The sequence below is a fragment of the Microbulbifer litoralis genome, assembly GCF_023634065.1.
Lineage (GTDB): Bacteria > Pseudomonadota > Gammaproteobacteria > Pseudomonadales > Cellvibrionaceae > Microbulbifer > Microbulbifer litoralis.
In genome coordinates, this window is the sequence record NZ_JALKCV010000005.1 from 266,013 (window position 1) to 282,702 (window position 16,690).

Sequence of the window (16,690 nt, forward strand, 5' to 3'; positions counted from 1 at the left end):
ATGCCGATTGAAAATCCACTGGCACAGCGCAGTGCGCCCGTCAGGCGCGGCCCATTGGCCGCGCTCGCTGCGCTCGTGTTCCCCCTGTTGCTGATGCTTTCGGCGCCACCGGCGCTGGCGGACGACGACCAGCAGGCGCGCCTGGAAGAGATCAAGCAGCGCATCGAGTCGCTGCAGGAAGAACTGGGTGAGGTGCGCGACCAGCGCGACCAGCTGCTCAGGGACCTGGAGGAGAACGAGAAGGATATCTCCGAGCTGCACAGGCGCATCGACCAGATCAAGAGCGACATGCAAAGCCGCGGCGAGAAGTTGCAGGAGCTGAGAAAAGAGCAGCAGCAGTTGCAGGAGTCGCGACGAAGTATGCAGCGGCGGGTCGAGCAGGAAGTCGCCGCCGCTTACCGACTCGGCAGACAGGAGCAGGTCAAACTGCTCCTGAACCAGCAAGACCCGCAGAACATCGCCCGCCAGCTCCGCTACCACCAGTATTTTCTCCAGGAACGCAGCCGCGTCATCGACGACTACCTCGCCACCCTCTCCTCCCTGCAGACCGTCAGCACCACGATAGAGCGCGAACGCGATACCCTCGACAGCGAGCGCCGGCAACTGCAGCAGCGGGAAACGCAACTGGTGGGCGCGCAGCAGGCGCGGCAGTCGACACTGGACAAGCTGGCCGCACGGCTGGCCGACGGAAGCGGTGAACTGAAACAGCTGAAGAGCGACCGCTCGCGGCTGCAGAAACTGGTGGACGAGGTCGGCCGCGCCATCGCCTCGCTGGTGAGCCCGCAGGACCAGCAGCCGTTCGCCAAACAGCGCGGCCGCATGCAGTGGCCGGTGGACGGCCGCCGCGCCAATGCCTACGGCCGGCGCCGCGCCAACGGTATCACCTGGAAGGGCATCACCATCCGCGCCGACGCCGGCACCCCGGTGCATGCCATCCACCGCGGCCGCGTGGTTTTCTCCGACTACCTACGCGGCCAGGGCATGCTGATGATCCTGGACCACGGCGACGGCTACATGAGCCTCTACGCCCACAACCAGTCCCTGACCCGCAGCCTGGGTGAATGGGTGGAGCGGGGCGATACCATCGCCCGCGTCGGCAACACCGGCGGCCTGAATCGCAGCGGCGTCTACTTCGAAATCCGCCACCGCGGCCGACCGCAGGACCCCACCGTCTGGTGTCGCGGCTGATAGATATGCCCCCTGCGGCTACCCTGATCAGAAACCACCTGATCACTTGCACCATGCCCGCGCCAAAATCCATACACTGCAAACGCGCCTACGAACCGCCGCAACCGGGAGACGGTTACCGCGTATTGGTCGATCGCCTATGGCCGCGCGGTGCCAGCCGCGAGTCCCTGCAACTGGACGACTGGTGCAGGGAACTGGCACCGTCCGACGCGCTGCGCCAGTGGTTCAATCACGATCCCCGCCTCTGGGCCGCCTTTTACCAGCGCTACCACAAAGAGTTGCGCGACAAGCGGGACCGGATCCAGTCACTGCGGAAGGCCTGCGACGGGCGCCCGCTGACCCTGGTCTACGCCGCGCGGGATTGGCAGCACAACAACGCGGTGGCACTGAAAATGTTCCTGCAACAGCACTGAATTCACAGCATCGCGAGGCAACGGCCACCAGGAACCGTTTTTCGCGCAGCGGCATTCCCCGCCAACTTGAAAACCCTGCCAGCGGCCGCGGTCTACACTTTCGCAAAGAAAGCACGAAATAAGGCAGAGGTCTCAACGATATGTTCACTCCCAAGACGCTGACCACCTTCATCGGCGCAGCCGCACTCACCGCCCTGCCGCTGATGGGTCTCAGTGAAGGGGATCCCGGCGAAAACCTGATTCCCGAAGCCGGAACCCGGTTGCCGCTGGAGGACCTGCGCAGTTTTGCCAAAGTCTTCGAACAGATCCGCCAGGGCTATGTAGAGGAGGTGGACGACAGCACCCTGCTGGAATACGCGATCAAGGGCATGCTGCAGGGCCTGGATCCGCACTCCTCCTACCTGGACCGCGCCTCCTTCGACGATTTGCAGGCGAACACCACCGGCGAGTTTGCCGGCCTGGGTATCGAGGTGGGTGTCGAGGACGACTACATCACCGTAGTCACGCCGATGGACGATACCCCGGCCGCCCGCGCCGGGCTGAAATCCGGCGACATCATCCTGCGCCTGTCCGGCAAATCCCTGAAGGGCGTGAGCCTGGATGAAGCGGTGGAACGCATGCGCGGCCCCAAGGGCAGCAGCGTGACCCTGACCATCGCCCGCAAGGGCCACAAGGAGCCCTTTGACGTGACCCTGAAACGCGACACGGTGCGCGTGCGCAGTGTGCGCAGCAAAATCCTCGACAAGGGCTACGGCTACCTGCGCATCAGCCAGTTCCAACTGGATACCGGCGGCGACGTGGCGGCGGAAATCCGCGAGCTGCAGGAAGGCGGCGAACTGAAAGGCCTGATCATCGATCTGCGCAACAACCCCGGCGGCGTCCTGCAATCCTCCGTCGAAGTGGCAGATGCCTTTCTCGACAGCGGACTGGTGGTCTACACCGAGGGCCGTTCCGAATCCGCCAATCTCAAATACTCCGCCGAACCCGGCGACATGACCGACGGCATACCACTGGTGGTACTAATCAACGACGGCTCCGCCTCGGCCGCTGAAATCGTCGCCGGCGCCCTGCAGGACCACCGCCGCGCGGTGGTCATGGGCACCGACAGTTTCGGCAAGGGCTCGGTGCAGACGGTGATCCCGATCAACAGCGACCGCGCCATCAAGCTGACCACCGCCCTCTACTTCACCCCCAACGGCCGCTCCATCCAGGCCCAGGGCATCACGCCGGATATCGTCGTCGAGCGGGTCAAGGTGACGCGCCTGGAAGCCGCCCGCCGCACCACCGAAGCCGACCTGGCCGGCCACCTGGGCAACGGCAACGGCGGCGAGGATCGCAACGCCGCCGATCGCAAGCGGGAAATGCAGGACCGCGAGGACTGGTACGGTCGCGACAACCAGATTTTTGAAGCCCTGAATGTCCTCAAGGGGCTGAATCTTTACGCCCAGCGACACCGGGAAGAGCGCGAGCGTTTCGCCCGCGCCAACTGACCCGGAAAGATGCGGGGGCGGACGCCGTGTCCGCCCGCAAACCAAACCGCACGGGCTGTTCCGTTCACCCTGTCAGTCTGCCCGCGAACGGTTTTGGAAGGTAGTCATGCAGCAGTACCGCACCGGCGAACAGCAGTGCTCCATTCCGCCGCGTTCCGACCGCTTTTTCAAAGTGGAACACGACTGGTTTTTCCAGGTGCGCGGCGGCGCCTGTTTCGGGCCCTATTGCTGTCGACAGGAAGCGCAGCGCGCGGTGCGCCAGCTGTTCGGGCCGCCGCGCGAATCCGGTGACGCGGCAGACAGCGCGATCATCCATCCTTTCGGTAGCCAGCGGGCGAAGCGCTGGCGGAAAAGACAAAACCCCTGAACCCCGCTCAACCAGCCGCGTACTCGCCTTCGCCCCCCTCCGCTTCCGCAGGCCCGAGGTTGCGCAGCGACCGGCAACCCGCCAGCATCAGCAGGCCGCATGCCAGGCTGGCGGCACCGATGACGAAAATGCTCGCCAGCGACGACAGGAATTTACCCAGCACACCGATACCGAAACTGCCGACGGAATCGCCGCAGGCGTCCTGCGCCGTCCAGATGGCGTTGATGCGCCCCAGGTAGTGATCCGGGGTCTGCGCCTGCACCAGGCTGTATTCCAGCAATGAGGTAATCGAAACCAGGTAGCCGAACAGCGCCAGCAGCAGCAGTGCCAGAATAAAATTCTGGTTCAGGCCCAGCAGTGCCAGGCAGGCGAAAGTGGCGCTGGCGCAGAGCAGCATCACCCGCCCCGGCCGGCGCAGGTGGCTGGCCCAGCCGCTGACCAGCGCGCCCAGTGTGGCCCCCACCGGCACCGCCGAATACATCAGCCCCAACTCGAAAGCGCCGCCGCCGTAGACAGTTTCCACCAGCTCCGGAAACAGCACTCGCACCGCCGTAGTCAGGGTGACCAGCGTGCCGACGGCCACCACACTCAACAGGATTCTGTTGCCAAAAAGATAGCCAAAGCCCTGCGCCAGCGCGCGCAGCGGATGCTGCTCTTCCACCTGTTGCGGCACCATCGATGGCAGCGCCAGCAGCGGGATCAGCGTCAGGCCGGTACCCAGCGCCGCGATCAGGTAATTCCAGCCCACATGGCTGGCGGCGATGATGACGCCCCCCAGCGCCGGCGAGATCACCGTGGCCAGGCGCAAGCTGACCATGCTCACCGCGCGCGCCTGCACCAGGTTTTCGCGCCCGACGATAAACGGCATCGCCGCCAGCAACGCGGTCACCCCCAGGGCGCCGAAGAAGCCGTCCCACAGCGCCAACCCGTACAGCGCCGCCAGCGACGGTTGCGGCAACCAGGCGTTGACCGCCAGGCCGACGAAGCCCAAGCCGCAGGTGGTGCGGGCAAACAGGATCAGTTTTTTGCGATCGTGGCGGTCCGCCAGCACTCCGCCCCACAACAGGCCGACAAAAAGCCCGATCCCCTCGATGGCCATCACCAGACCCACGTGAAAACTGTCGCCACTCAGTTCATACGCCTGCAGCGGAATCGCCACCGACAACATGCCCAGGCCCAGCAGGGAAATGGTGCGCGCGATAAATACATTGCGGAAATGTCGGTTGTGCCGCAGCACGCTGAAATCGACAAACAGGGATTTGATCGACATGGTTTTTCCATCCGTTTTGTTTTTTTGAGCGTTGCAGGACTGGATCGCGCACGGCGCACCCTACGTTTGGGCAGCGGGCTGTTTTTCTCCTGCCGCGATGGCCTCGCCAGCGCCGCTGAAAATCACCGCCCGTTCCAGCAGTTCGTCCAGCAGCGGCCCCAGGGTTTCCAGCGAATCCGGGGACATGATGTCCTCGTGGGCGCAGTCCGGCAGGTGGAAGATTTCCACATCGCAGGCGTAGCGCGCCCAGTCCTGCTCCGGCTGGATGTACTCCGGCAGCGACTGCCCGGCGACGAACAGGGTTACCGGCCCGTCGTAGCGCGGCGTGCTGGCGGCGGACAGCAGGCGCACCGCGTCCTGGTAATTGGCGAAGATCTGCTCCAGCATCGCCGCCTTCTCGCGCCGCATCAGTTCGTCCTCCGCATCCGCCGATTCCGCCGCGCCGTCGCCGGCAAAGGCCTCGTCCAGCAGCTGCGTCTGCTCCCGCTCCGCACCCAGCGCCGCCTCGGCGCCGGCCGGGTCCTGCCAGTCGTGCACCTCTGTCGGGTAGGTATCCAACAGGCCGAGAAAATCCACCCGTTCCCCCTGCGCGCGCAGCGCCGCCGCCACGCCGTAGGCCACGGTGCCGCCGAGGGAATAACCCAGCAAGTAGTAGGGTCCGCGCGGCTGCACGCGGCGCAGGATGTCCAGTTGCCGTTCGATCAGCGCCGGCATATCCGCGCTGCTGGCGATCAGGCCGCCGGGGCGCGGCGATTGCAGACCGACGATCGGCTGGTCGCTTTTCAGGTAGCGCGACAGCACCGAGTACTGCCAGGCAAAACCCGAACCGGGATAAAAGCAGAACAGCGGTGCGCCGCGACCGGAACGCAGCGGCAACACCGCGTCGAAACCCTCGCTGCCAAAGTCGTTCAACATGCCGGCGCGGTTCAGCGACGCCGCCAGCTGCGCTACCGTCGGCGCGGTCATGATCTGGCCGACGCTCACCGGCCGCTGCAGGTCGCGGCGGATTTCCGCGGCCAGGCGCATCGCCAGCAGCGAGTGGCCGCCGAGGGCAAAGAAATCGTCGTCGGCGTAGACGCGCTCGACGTTCAGCAGCCCGGCAAAGATCTCCGCCAGGCGCGACTCCAGCCCGCGCACCGGCAGGCGCTGCTGGCGGTCGTCCGCCGCCGCGGATTCCGCCTGCGGTTTCGGCAGCGCGCGGCGATCCAGCTTGCCGTTGGCGCTGAGCGGCAGCGCCTCCAGCGACACATAGGCCACCGGCAACATGTGTGCCGGCAACCGCGCCCGCAGGTTGGCGCGCACCGCGTCCGGGTCCGGCGCGCTGTTTGCCGCGGGCACCAGGTAGGCCACCAGCTGGCGGCTGTCCATGCCGGGCTCGCTGGCGCCGCCGAGGGCCCCTGCACAGCGGCGCTGGCCACACCGGGCTGCTGCCGCAGCAGGCTCTCGATTTCTCCCAGCTCCACGCGCTGGCCGCGGATCTTGATCTGGTCGTCGGCGCGGCCCAGGTATTCGATCTCGCCGTTCGCCAGCCAGCGCACCAGGTCGCCGCTGCGGTACAGGCGCGCGCCGGGTTCACTGCTGAACGGGTCGGCGACAAAGCGCGCCGCGGTCAGCCCCGCGCGCCCCAGGTAGCCCTGTGCCAGCTGCACACCGCCCAGGTACAGCTCGCCGGTGGCGCCCACCGGCACCTGGCGCAGCTGCTGGTCCAGTACCTGCACGCGGGTATTCCACAGCGGGCGGCCGATGGGCACACCGGCGCCGGCAGCGGCTGCCGTTGCCGGGCGATAGGTCACGTCCACCGCCGCCTCGGTGGGGCCGTAGAGGTTGTGCAGCGCGGCGTCGAAGCGCGCGGAAAAATCCCGCACCTGCGCGCGGGTCAGCGCCTCGCCGCTGCAGAACACCTGCCGCAGGCTCGGGCACAGCGCGCGCTCCGGCGGGTAGAAATCGCGGCAGTGTCCGCTGAACAGCGCCAGCATCGACGGCACAAAATGCATACAGGTCGCAGAAAACTGTTCCACCGCCTGCACCAGTTGCTGCGGGTCGCGGTGTGCGTCCGGCTCCGCCAGCGCCAGTTGCGCGCCCGCAATTAAAGGCCAGAAAAATTCCCATACGGACACATCGAAACTGCACGGGGTTTTCTGCAGCACCACATCGCCCGCTGCCAGCGGGTACTCCGCCTGCATCCACTGCAGGCGATTGACGATGGCGCCGTGGGAAACCAGCACGCCCTTGGGGCGGCCGGTGGTGCCGGAGGTGTAGATCAGGTAGGCCGGGTGCGCCGCCGTAATCGGTATGTTCAATTGCTCGGCCCGCGGGTTGTCCGCCAGGCGGTCGTAGATTTTGACCGGCGTCGGCGCCAGTGCGGCGAAGCGCGGCGCCTGTTCGCTGTCGGTCACCAGCAGCGTCGGCACGGCGTCGCGCAACATAAAGCCGAGGCGCTCGTCCGGGTAGCCGGCGTCCAGCGGCAGGTAGGCGGCGCCGGACTCGATCACCGCCAACAGCGCCAGGCTGAGCCGCACCGAGCGCGGCAGGGCCACGGCGACGACGGTGCCGGGGCCGACGCCCTCCGCGGCCAGCTCCCGCGCCAGCTGGCACACCTGGGCGCGCACGGCGCCATAGTCGAGCCGCTCGCGCGCATCGCACAGCGCCGGCGCCTGTGGCGTGCGCGCGGCCTGCTGCGCCAGCAGCGCGGCCAGTGTGGTGTTTGCCAGCGGGTGTGCGGTGTCGTTGGCGGCTTCGACCAGGCGCTGTTCCGGCACGGACAGCAGCGACAGCTGCCGCACCGGCAGCGCCGGTTGCTCCAGCAGCGACAACAGCAGCCGCTCCACCCGCCGCGCGATCCACTCGGCCTCGATGGCCGCGCTGCGGTTTTCCACCAGCAGCGTCAGCGATTCGCCGGGAATCGCCAGCAGCGCCAGCGGGTAGTGGCTGTAACCGCGGTTGTGGATTTCGCCCGCACTGAGCGCTGCGCCGTCGGCGCCTGCCAGGGTCTGTTGCAGGTAACTGCTGTCGGGGTAGTTTTCCACCACCAGCAGCGTGTCGAACAGCGCTTCGCCGCCGGCCAATTGCTGGATTTCCGCCAGCCCCAGGCCGTCGTTTTCCTGCAGCCGGCTGTGGCGCTGCTGGATCGCCGGCAATTGGTCCCACAGGCAAGCTTCCGCATCCAGCGCGACCCGCACCGGCAGCGTATTGAGGAACAGGCCCACCTGCTCGCCGATTCCGGGAATCGCCGCGCTGCGCCCGGACACCGGCGTGCCGAACACCAGGTCGCGGCGGCCCGTCATGCCCGCCAGTACCTGGGCCCAGACGCCCTGCATGACCGCGTTCAGGGTCAGGCCGCGGCGGCGGATTTCCGCGTTCAGTTTTTCCGTCACCGCCGGCGCCAGTGACAGTTCGTACTCCCGCACGCGCGCCGACGGCTCGGCGCCGTCGAACAGCAGGGTCGGCTGCACACCGTCGAGGGTTTCCCGCCAAAGAGCGCGACTGTCGGACAGATCGCGGCCCGCGAGTGCGGCCAGCACCTCGACGTAGTCCGCTGCCGGCGGCGGCAGTTCGCCGGTGTTGTCGCGGTAGGCGGCCAGCAGGTCGCGCAGCAACAGCGGCGTCGACCAGCCGTCGACCACCAGGTGGTGGATCACCAGCAGCAACCGATAGTGGCGCTGGCCCAGCTTGACCAGTGCGGCGCCGAGCATGCCGCCGAAGCGGTCGCTGGGGTATTCGCGATACAGCAGCGCTTCCTCCAGTTCCGCCAGCGCCTTCGCGCGTGCGGCCTCGGACTGGCCGCTCAGGTCGGCAAACTGCCAGGGCCAGCGCACGCACTCCCGCTGTGGCAACAGGAATACCGGCTCCGCGCCACTTTCCGTATCGAACAGGCCGCCCAGTTGCGGGTGGCGGGCCAGTAGCGCGTCCAGCGCGCGGCGCAGGCGTTCGCCGTCCAGGGCGCCGTTGAAATCGATGCGGGTAAAGGCGTTGTAGTTGTCGTCGCCGCGCGCCAACTGGCCGCGGCTGTGCAGATGGAACAGCATGCCCTGCTGCAGCGGCAGCACCGGCGCGACACCGCCGAAGTCGCCGTGGCGCCGGCGCAGGGTTTCCATCTGTCCGGCATCGATGGACCAACCCGGCCCGGCCGCCACGGCGGTCTCCGCGTCGAGCGCCTGCAGGTCGAGCGCCATGCTGCGCGCGGAGCGGCCGGCGAACACGCGGCTGGGTTTCAGGCTATAGCCGGCCTCGCGCAGTAAAGTGCACAGCACAATCGCGGAAATGGAGTCGCCGCCGAGGGCGAAGAAATCGTCGTCGGCACCGGCGTCGCCAGGCAGTTTCAGCACCTGGCCAACCAGCTCACATAACAGCGCCTCGCGCGCGTTGTCCGGCGCGGCGCTGTGCGCGTCCGATTGAATGTCCGGCGCCATCGCCGCCAGCGCCCTGCGGTCCACCTTGCCGCTTACATTGCGCGGCAGACTGTCCAGCACCGTCATCAACGCCGGCACCATATAGTCCGGCAGGCGCGCGCGCAGTTGCGCCTGCAGCTCGGCGCCGCGGGCGCGCTGTGCCGCCGGCGCCAGTCCGGGTACGGCGCAGTAGCCCAGCAGCCGGTGGGTGTTGTTGAGCGACTCCGCCACCACCACCGCACTCTCCACGCCCGGCAGCAGCGACAGGGCGTTTTCCACCTCGCCGATCTCCACCCGGTGGCCGCGGATTTTCAATTGATCGTCGCTGCGGCCCAGGTATTCCAGCTGGCCGTCGCCATTCCAACGCACCAGGTCGCCGCTGCGGTACATGCGCCGGCCGTCGCCAGTGAAAGGATCGGCGACAAAGCGGCCGGCGGTGAGGCCGCCGCGGGCCAGGTAGCCGAGCGCCAGGCCATTGCCGCTGATATACAGTTCACCGGTGCAGCCCAGCGGCACCGGCTGCAGGCGCGCATCCAGTACATAGGCGCGGGTGTTGCCGATCGGGCGCCCCACCACCGGCGCCGCGCTGATATCCAGCGGCGCGCGCAGCGCGTCCACGGTGTACTCGGTGGGGCCGTAGAGGTTGTGCGCCAGCAGTGCCGGCTGCTGCGCGCGCAGTTGCCGCCACAGCGCCGCCGGCGCCGCCTCGCCGCCGATCAGCACCAGGCTGGGCCTGTGGCGCCCCGGGGAAAACAGGCCACAGCTGATCATCTGCGCGAGGAAGGACGGCGGCAGGTCGAAGGCGTCGATTTTGCGCCGCTCCACCGCCTGCACCAGGCCGTAGGCATCGCGGCGTTCCTCTTCGTCGAACACATGCAATTCCTGGCCGAGCAGCAGCCAGAAAATCTGCAGCCACGAGGAGTCGAAGGAAAACGAGTGGGTGTGCGCGGCGCGCAGGGCGCGGTCGGGATGGCGGCGGTTGAACTGTTCCAGCGCCGGCAGCAGGAAACTCTCGCGGTGGGAGCTGAACAGGTTCAGCAATGCGCCCTGGGTATTCATCACGCCCTTGGGTCGACCGGTGCTGCCGGAGGTGAAAATCACATAGGCCACGGTGTCCAGCCCGATCGGTGCCAGGCGCTCGCAGGGCCGCAGCGGCGCGCCCGGGAAATCCGCCCGGCGCGCTTCCAGGTCTTCGAGATCGAGCCGCGGGATACCCGCCGGCAGCACCAGCGCCACCTCGCGGCGGCTGAGCAGCAGCGCCGGGCTGGCGTCCTCGCACATGGTGGCGATGCGCTCCGGCGGGTAGTCGAGGTCCAGCGGCAGCAGCGTGGCGCCGCTGTTCAATATCGCCAGCAGCGCGACCACCGCTTCCGCCGAGCGCGGAAGCGCCAGTGCCACCGCGCGCCCGGGCCCGGCACCCTCGTCAATCAGCAGGCGGCTCAGGCGCGCGACGGATTGCTGCAGCGCGTCGAAATCGTAGCGGGTGTCGCCGCACACCAGCGCGGTCGCGCGCGGTTTTTCCCGCGCCCACACCGGCAGCCAGTCCACCAGCGTCTCTTTGCTGCCGTCCAGCGCGAACACGCGGCCGCGCGACCAGCGCGCGATGGCCGCGGCCTCGGCCGGCGTCTGCAGCGGCAGCTCGCCGAGTTTCTGTTGCGGCTGCGCCAGCCACTGTTGCAGCAGTTGCGCCGCCCGCTCGCCGTGGCGCGCCAGGTCGGCGGCGGTATAGCCGCGCGCGTCGGCGCGCAGTTCCAGCTGCACCGCATCACCGCGTATCAACAGGCCGAATTCCAGGTCGTCCACCGGGCCGGTGGCCAACTGGTGGGTTTCCGCCGGGTGGCCGCCGAAATCCAGCTCGAAATCGAACGGCTTGTAGTTGATCACCGGGCCGTACAACGACTGCAGCTGGCCGCGGTCGCGCTGTATCTGCTCCGCCGGGTAGCGCTGCTGCGGGCGGACCCGCGCCAGGGCTTTTTTGAACGCGCGCGCGCAGCCGGCCAGGTCCAGCTGCGGTTGTAGTTCCACCCGCACCGGCAACACATTGACCACCGGCGCCAGCGAACGCACGGCCACCGAACCCATGCGCCCCATAAACGGCACGCCCACGACCTGGTGGTACTGGCCGCTGACGCGACACAGGTAGGCCGCCAGCAATCCCAGCAACAGGTCCGGCGCCGCCAGGCGGTCCCCGGCCGCGACCTGCAACCTTTCCAGGGTGTCCGCCGGCAGTTGGATATTGTGGAGGCACAGTTCGACGCCGGCCGCTGCCGGCGTTTCGCGCTCCGCCGCGCGCGCCAGGCTGACCGGCGCCGGCGCATCGTCGAGGTAACTGCGCCAGAACTCGCGCTGCTGCTGCCACTTCGGCGACGCGCGGTGCGCGGCCTGTTCCGCGAGCACTTCGGTGACCGGCACCAGCGCGGATGCCGGTACCTCGCCGCCGGCGGCCAGCGCCGAATAGATGGCGGCGATGCGGCGGGTCAGGGCGACGAAGCTGAAGCCGTCCAGCATGATGTGGTGGTAGCGCTGGTACCACAGCAACTGCGTTTTGCCCGCGCTATCGGCGACGCGGTAAATGCGCTGGCAGCAGGCAGAGTCCGCGCCGACACAGGAGAGCGGCGCGCGCATATCGGCGCGGATCTCAGTCCAGGCGGCGTCGCCGTTATCGGCCAGCGCCGCTTGATCGCGGTATTCCGGCGCAGCGATGTCTTCTGCCCGCAGCTGGCGCAACGCCTGTTCCGGGCGCTCGGCGCCGTAGCGGGCGATCACCGTATCCGCCTCGCTGAGGCCGCGGCGAATGGCCGCCTGCAACAGTGCCACATCCGCCGCGCCGGGCAATTCGATACAGTGGGCGATGACATAGGTGTTCTGCGCCTCGCCGACCCGGTCCGCGTACCAGATGCCCTCCTGGGTCTCGGTCAACCCCGTGGTTTCACCAACAGTCACTGCTTTACCTCCACCCCGGCAAACGGATTGATCGATTGCCAGTGACGCTCGACATAGTCGAGGCACTCCGCCCGCGCCGCCGGGCCGTGCACCGCCTGCCAGCCCGCCGGCACCGCGGCGAAATCCGGCCACAGGCTGTACTGGCCGGCGCCGTTCAGCAGTACGCGGAAAGGGTGTTCGTCGCTGTCGAAGGGATTGGTGTAATTGTCCGTAGTCATCGCTGTCTCCCTGAAAATATCTCTCCGGAAAGCATCCTTTGGATCGCTGTTTCCGGAGCGCGAAAAATTTTTACTCTTGCAGCAGCTCGGCAATACCCGCCAACAATCCCCGCCGCCAGCAGAGCCAGTCGTGGCCGCCGGCAAATTCGCGGTAGTGCACTTCGCAGCCGGCGGCGGCGAGAGCGTCGCGCAGGGCGCGGTTGTCGGCGAGCATGTCGCTTTCGTACTGGCCGATCTCGAGCAGAAAACGCGGTTTGTTTTTTTGTTTGTTTGTTTCCGCTACACCGCCGTCGCGCAACTGCTGCGCCAGCTGGCCGCCGCTGCCGCAGTCGTCGATATCCGGCCACCAGAAGGAACCAGACTGGCTGAACGCGAGGCCAAACCGCTGCGGCCAGTGCAGCGCCGCGTAGACGGCGGCGAGGCCGCCGAAGGACTGCCCGGCTACCAATGTGCGCGCCGGGTCGCGGCTGAGCGCTGCACGCTGTTCCAGGGCCGGCAGCAGTTCTTCCTGCAGTGCCAGCCAGAATGCCGCGTTGCAGGGCAGCTCTTCCCCGCGCGCGGCGCCGTCGATCGAGTCGATAAACAGGTAGGCCGCCGGCGGCAGTTCACCGCTTGCAGTCAACTGGTCCAGCTGCGCCAGCAGGCCGCGCTGTTTGATCCAGTAGTGGCCGTCCAGCAACAGCACCAGTGGCAGCGGCCCGGCGGAAGGGCGCGGCCGGTACAGCCAGGTGCGCCGCGCGCGCGAAAGCCGCGGGCTCTGCCACCGGTGCTCGACCCGCTCACCCGCCGGTTCGGCTTCGGGGTAGCGCGGCGCCTGCGGGTAGATACCGGACAGCGGCTGGCCCCAACCGCCGTTGTGGGGCGGCTCGGGATTGAGCACATCGGCGCGGGCGCGGCGTTCGATCAGGTCGATCCACCAGCGGCGGCGCTCGCCCAACGGCTCCGGCACCGGCAGATCCTCTTCAGTGGCCGGAGCAAAAAAATAACTGCCGCACCAGTCTCGCGGCAGGCGTGCGCGCCAGTACCACAGGTCGGTGCCGGCCAGCTGCTGCAGCGCGGTGGGGCCCTGGTGCACCGGGTGCGGGGTGTGCGAGTAGACATCGATAAATACCGCGCGTGTGGCGCTGTGCTCTGTCGCCCGGTCATGTGGCTGGCGCCAGCAGAAAGTCACCCACTGGCTGTCCCCTTCCGCCGGCTCGCGCAGCGGCGCGCCGCGGTGCGCCAGCGCCCGCCACCAGCGATCGCTGCCCGGCTGCGCCCCATCCAGCTCCGGCGGCGCAGCGGCGGGTCTGGCAATCACCGCACTCACGCCATTTCCCCTTCGCCGGCGTTCTCGCTTGAAGTGTCACCGGCTTGCGCCGGGACTGCCGACCAGACGCTGTCGCGGCCGCCGCCCAGTGCGCGCCGCCGGCTGCGGCGCGCGGCCCAGGCAAAAACCAGCGCGCCGGCGAGGCCGGTGATATCCACACCCAGCGCCGCGGCGCTGCCGTGCGCCCAGAGTCCCAGCCCGGGCAACAACACGGCTGCGAGTGAAGTCAGCGGAATCAGCGCGCAGCTGGCGGCGCAGGCCAGCAGCAGCTGCCAGGCGGCAGCGGCGCCGCGCCAGCAGGAAAAGACAACCGCGAGCAGGAAACCGCTGTAGTAGACGGTGAGATAAGTGTGATTGATATTGTCGGCAAAGGCGCTGGCCCATTTGCCAGCCACCAGCGCCAGGCAGACGCCGATCACCGAGCCGAGGCAGATGCCAACCGTGGCCGCGGCCATCCAGCGGGTGTTGCGCGACTGCTCTGGCGCTGTGCCTGCGGCGGCGTTGCGCCGGGCTTTTTTGCGGCGGCGCTCGATCCACAGCAGGTTGCCGGAGTAGAACAGGAATGCGCCGCTCAGGCCGAGGAAAAAATAAATCCAGCGCACCAGGTTGCCGCCGAAACTGCCGAAGTGCAGCGCGAAGAAATAATTGACGATACCGCCCCAGGTATCGGTTTTGCCCGGCAGCATATCGGTCATGGTAATCTCGCCGGTGTAGGGGTGAATGCCCACATAGCCGGTGATGGGGCCATGCACCAGTGCGGCCGCGTCGTAGACGCCGGCGCGTACCAGCGGTCGCGGCGATTCCAGCCCCATATACAGCAGATCCGTGACCTCGAATCCCGGCGCCTCCGCGCGCACCCGCTCTATCAGCTGCGAAGGTGGCAGCAGGTCTTTGAATGCGTAGGCTTCCGCGGTCGCGGCGCGCGGGCCGAACATGGGGGCATCCGCGTAGACCACTTCGTTCAGCGCATCGTAAAACTGGTCGTGGAACGCGAACACGATCACTGTCAGGCTGATGACGATATGAAACGGCAGGCTGGTGATGCCGACAATATTGTGCGCATCCAGCCAGAAGCGCTTGTTGTTTTTGCCCGGGCGCAAGGCGAAGAAATCCTTGACCAATGTCGGCAGCAGCAGGATCACACCGGATACCAGCGCCAGGAAATACAGCACCCCGGCAATACCCAACACGTAGACGCCGAGATATTCGTCGGCGAGAAAGCCGGGGATGCCGCCGGTGCGGTGCAACATATCCACCAGGTCACCGAACAGCGACGGCGTCACCGCCTCGGTCACCACCGCGCCCTTTGCATCCAGGCTCGCCAGCCAGCGGTTGCCGGACAGCGCCAGCTCGCGACCGCTCCCGCCTTCGCTCCACTGCATCGGCGCGGCAACGTCTTCGCGCCGCTGCAGCTCCAGGGTAAATTCGTGCCGCGCCGCCGGGTGTGCGGCCAGAATCCGCGGCACCAGCGCGTCCAGCTGCGCCGCATCCAGCTGCGCCATCTGTTGCGGCGGCGGGCTGATCCAGCGGTCCAGTGGCTGCTTGAACATGGTCAGCGCGCCGGCAAAAAAGCCGATAAACAGCAGCAGCCCGGAACAGATGCCCACCCAGGTATGCAGGCTGCGGTAGACTCGCAGGATATCGCTGTGCACTTTCACAGTGGCCACCTCCCCTGCGCGATCAACAGCAACCCATAGGCCAACAGGTTGGCGGATCCCAGCCACAGCAGCGCGCGGCGGCCGCTGGGAATCAGGTAGACAAAACTGAACACCAGCATCCACAGCGGGGCGATGAGCCACATATTGAACTGCACTTTATTCGGTGCGCCGATACCGCCCGGTCCCAGCCAGGCGAACAGGCCGGACAGTGCCAGCGCCAGGCTCAGGCCCAGAACGGCGCCGGCAACACTCTTGCTCCACCAGTCCGGCTGCAGTTTTTTGCGCGGCTTTTTCCCCATGACTTTTTTTTCTACGGTATTGTTTTCCGCGGTTTTGCCGGCGGCGGTTTGCGAAATCATCTCAGTGTTTCCCCCGGTTTTTTCCCGCAGCAACGGCACAAACGGCAGCAGGCCCCACACCAGCATCAGGCCGACCAGGAAGGCGCAGACTGTGGTATTGACTGGATACAGGGTGCAGCCCGCCAGCAGCGCAGCCAGCAACAGCAGCGCGCCGAACCGCGCCCAGGGCGCGGACAGCGGTCGCGCCAGCCAGCCCTGGTGACGGTGGCTCAGGTAGAGCAGCGTGGCGCCGCTTGCAAAAGCGACGACCAGCAGTAAAAGCGTCACGGATTGGGTCCCTCCCTGTTTTTATTGTTCACGCGGAAATTCCTCAGGCCGCCAGCGTCGCGCCGCCGTCGACGACAATATCCTGCAGCGTGATATGGCTGGCGAGATCCGAGGCGAGGAAGATCACCGTGTTGGCGATCTCCTCCACAGTGGCAATTTTCTGCAGCGGTATACCCAGCTTGTACTGCTCTGGCAGGCCGGCGATGGTGCGCGCGAAACCCGCCTCGCCGCCCGGCATATCGCGCAGCATCGGCGTGTCGGTGGAGCCGGGGGAAACCAGGTTGCAGCGCACACCGTATTGCGCCAGTTCCAGCCCGGCGCAGTGGCTGAGGCTGGCCAGCGCCGCCTTGGAGGCGCAGTAGGCGCCCATCTGCATCCGCGGCACGCGCGCGGCGTTGGAGGCGACGGTGACGATGGCGCCGCGGCGCTGCGCGCGGAAATGCGGTATCAGCTGGCGCAGCAGGTAAAAGGTGCCGCTGACATTGACATCGAAACAGGCCTGCCAGTCGGCGAGGGGGATGTTCTCCAGCGATCCCAGGCGCAGTACGCCGGCGGCGTTGACCAGTATTTGCGGGCCCTTTTCCGCGCGCAGCAGTGCGCCGCAGCTCTCCGCCACCTGCGCCGCATCGGCGATATCCAGCGAGCGGGTGACGAAGCTGTAATCCGCCGCGGCAAACGCGCGATCGAAACCGGTAACCGCGGCGCCCAGCGCGCGGAAGCCGTCGGCGACGCAGCGGCCGATGCCGCGGCCGGCGCCGGTCACCCACACGCTCTTGCCACTGAAATCCAGTGCGGAGAGATCCATAGAGTACGCCATGGA

The 16,690-nt window shown here is 67.2% G+C and carries 12 protein-coding genes; 4 read left to right on the forward strand and 8 right to left on the reverse strand.

All coding sequences use genetic code 11. From position 1 onward, the window contains the following. The 4 genes from MWN76_RS10335 (at position 1) to MWN76_RS10350 (ending at position 3,458) form a co-directional block, all read left to right on the forward strand. Positions 1 to 1,188 carry a murein hydrolase activator EnvC family protein gene (locus tag MWN76_RS10335; RefSeq protein ID WP_250461331.1) on the forward strand — a complete coding sequence of 396 codons (1,188 nt, stop codon included), beginning with the start codon at positions 1 to 3 and terminating at the stop codon, positions 1,186 to 1,188. 53 nt (positions 1,189 to 1,241) lie between these two features. Then, a complete protein-coding gene (locus MWN76_RS10340; RefSeq protein WP_250461332.1) occupies positions 1,242 to 1,601 on the forward strand; it encodes a DUF488 domain-containing protein in 360 nt (119 codons plus the stop codon). Between the two features lie 140 nt (positions 1,602 to 1,741). Then, positions 1,742 to 3,091: a S41 family peptidase gene (locus MWN76_RS10345; RefSeq protein ID WP_284500357.1), complete on the forward strand. Its 1,350-nt coding sequence runs from the start codon at positions 1,742 to 1,744 to the stop codon at positions 3,089 to 3,091. Positions 3,092 to 3,197: 106 nt separating this feature from the next. Beyond that, positions 3,198 to 3,458 (forward strand): DUF6316 family protein, encoded by a 261-nt coding sequence (locus MWN76_RS10350; RefSeq protein ID WP_250461333.1) that lies wholly within the window; start codon positions 3,198 to 3,200, stop codon positions 3,456 to 3,458. A 7-nt stretch (positions 3,459 to 3,465) separates the two neighbouring features. Here the strand turns inward: MWN76_RS10350 and entS are convergent, their stop codons facing one another. The 8 genes from entS to dhbA all read right to left on the reverse strand — a co-directional run bounded on the left by entS (position 3,466) and on the right by dhbA (position 16,687). After that, a complete protein-coding gene (entS, locus tag MWN76_RS10355; RefSeq protein ID WP_250461334.1) occupies positions 3,466 to 4,728 on the reverse strand; it encodes an enterobactin transporter EntS in 1,263 nt (420 codons plus the stop codon). 60 nt (positions 4,729 to 4,788) lie between these two features. Next, positions 4,789 to 5,865, reverse strand: a complete 1,077-nt coding sequence (locus MWN76_RS10360; RefSeq protein ID WP_345780068.1) for a thioesterase domain-containing protein — start codon at positions 5,863 to 5,865, stop codon at positions 4,789 to 4,791. Next, entirely contained in the window at positions 5,817 to 12,059 is a 6,243-nt protein-coding gene (locus MWN76_RS10365) for an amino acid adenylation domain-containing protein (protein WP_345780066.1), read from the reverse strand. The genes MWN76_RS10360 and MWN76_RS10365 overlap by 49 nt, the downstream gene beginning before the upstream one ends. Beyond that, a complete protein-coding gene (locus MWN76_RS10370) occupies positions 12,056 to 12,277 on the reverse strand; it encodes an MbtH family protein (RefSeq protein ID WP_250461336.1) in 222 nt (73 codons plus the stop codon). The genes MWN76_RS10365 and MWN76_RS10370 overlap by 4 nt, the downstream gene beginning before the upstream one ends. Before the next feature lie 70 nt (positions 12,278 to 12,347). Continuing rightward, positions 12,348 to 13,586 carry an enterochelin esterase gene (fes, locus tag MWN76_RS10375; protein ID WP_250461337.1) on the reverse strand — a complete coding sequence of 413 codons (1,239 nt, stop codon included), beginning with the start codon at positions 13,584 to 13,586 and terminating at the stop codon, positions 12,348 to 12,350. After that, complete coding sequence (locus MWN76_RS10380; protein WP_250461338.1) at positions 13,583 to 15,244, reverse strand: PepSY-associated TM helix domain-containing protein; 1,662 nt, start codon at positions 15,242 to 15,244, stop codon at positions 13,583 to 13,585. The genes fes and MWN76_RS10380 overlap by 4 nt, the downstream gene beginning before the upstream one ends. Continuing rightward, positions 15,241 to 15,870 carry a hypothetical protein gene (locus MWN76_RS10385; protein WP_250461339.1) on the reverse strand — a complete coding sequence of 210 codons (630 nt, stop codon included), beginning with the start codon at positions 15,868 to 15,870 and terminating at the stop codon, positions 15,241 to 15,243. Before MWN76_RS10385 ends, MWN76_RS10380 begins: the two co-directional genes overlap by 4 nt. Positions 15,871 to 15,913: 43 nt before the next feature. Beyond that, positions 15,914 to 16,687 (reverse strand): 2,3-dihydro-2,3-dihydroxybenzoate dehydrogenase, encoded by a 774-nt coding sequence (gene dhbA / locus MWN76_RS10390; protein ID WP_250461340.1) that lies wholly within the window; start codon positions 16,685 to 16,687, stop codon positions 15,914 to 15,916. Between the last annotated feature and the right edge of the window lie 3 nt (positions 16,688 to 16,690).

Bases quoted from the DNA above. Each gene is read 5' to 3' on its own strand.
- MWN76_RS10335 (WP_250461331.1), top strand. From the start codon at position 1: ATGCCGATTGAAAATCCACTGGCACAGCGCAGTGCGCCCGTCAGGCGC.
- MWN76_RS10340 (WP_250461332.1), top strand. From the start codon at position 1,242: ATGCCCGCGCCAAAATCCATACACTGCAAACGCGCCTACGAACCGCCG.
- MWN76_RS10345 (WP_284500357.1), top strand. From the start codon at position 1,742: ATGTTCACTCCCAAGACGCTGACCACCTTCATCGGCGCAGCCGCACTC.
- MWN76_RS10350 (WP_250461333.1), top strand. From the start codon at position 3,198: ATGCAGCAGTACCGCACCGGCGAACAGCAGTGCTCCATTCCGCCGCGT.
- entS (WP_250461334.1), bottom strand. From the start codon at position 4,728: ATGTCGATCAAATCCCTGTTTGTCGATTTCAGCGTGCTGCGGCACAAC.
- MWN76_RS10370 (WP_250461336.1), bottom strand. From the start codon at position 12,277: ATGACTACGGACAATTACACCAATCCCTTCGACAGCGACGAACACCCT.
- dhbA (WP_250461340.1), bottom strand. From the start codon at position 16,687: ATGGCGTACTCTATGGATCTCTCCGCACTGGATTTCAGTGGCAAGAGC.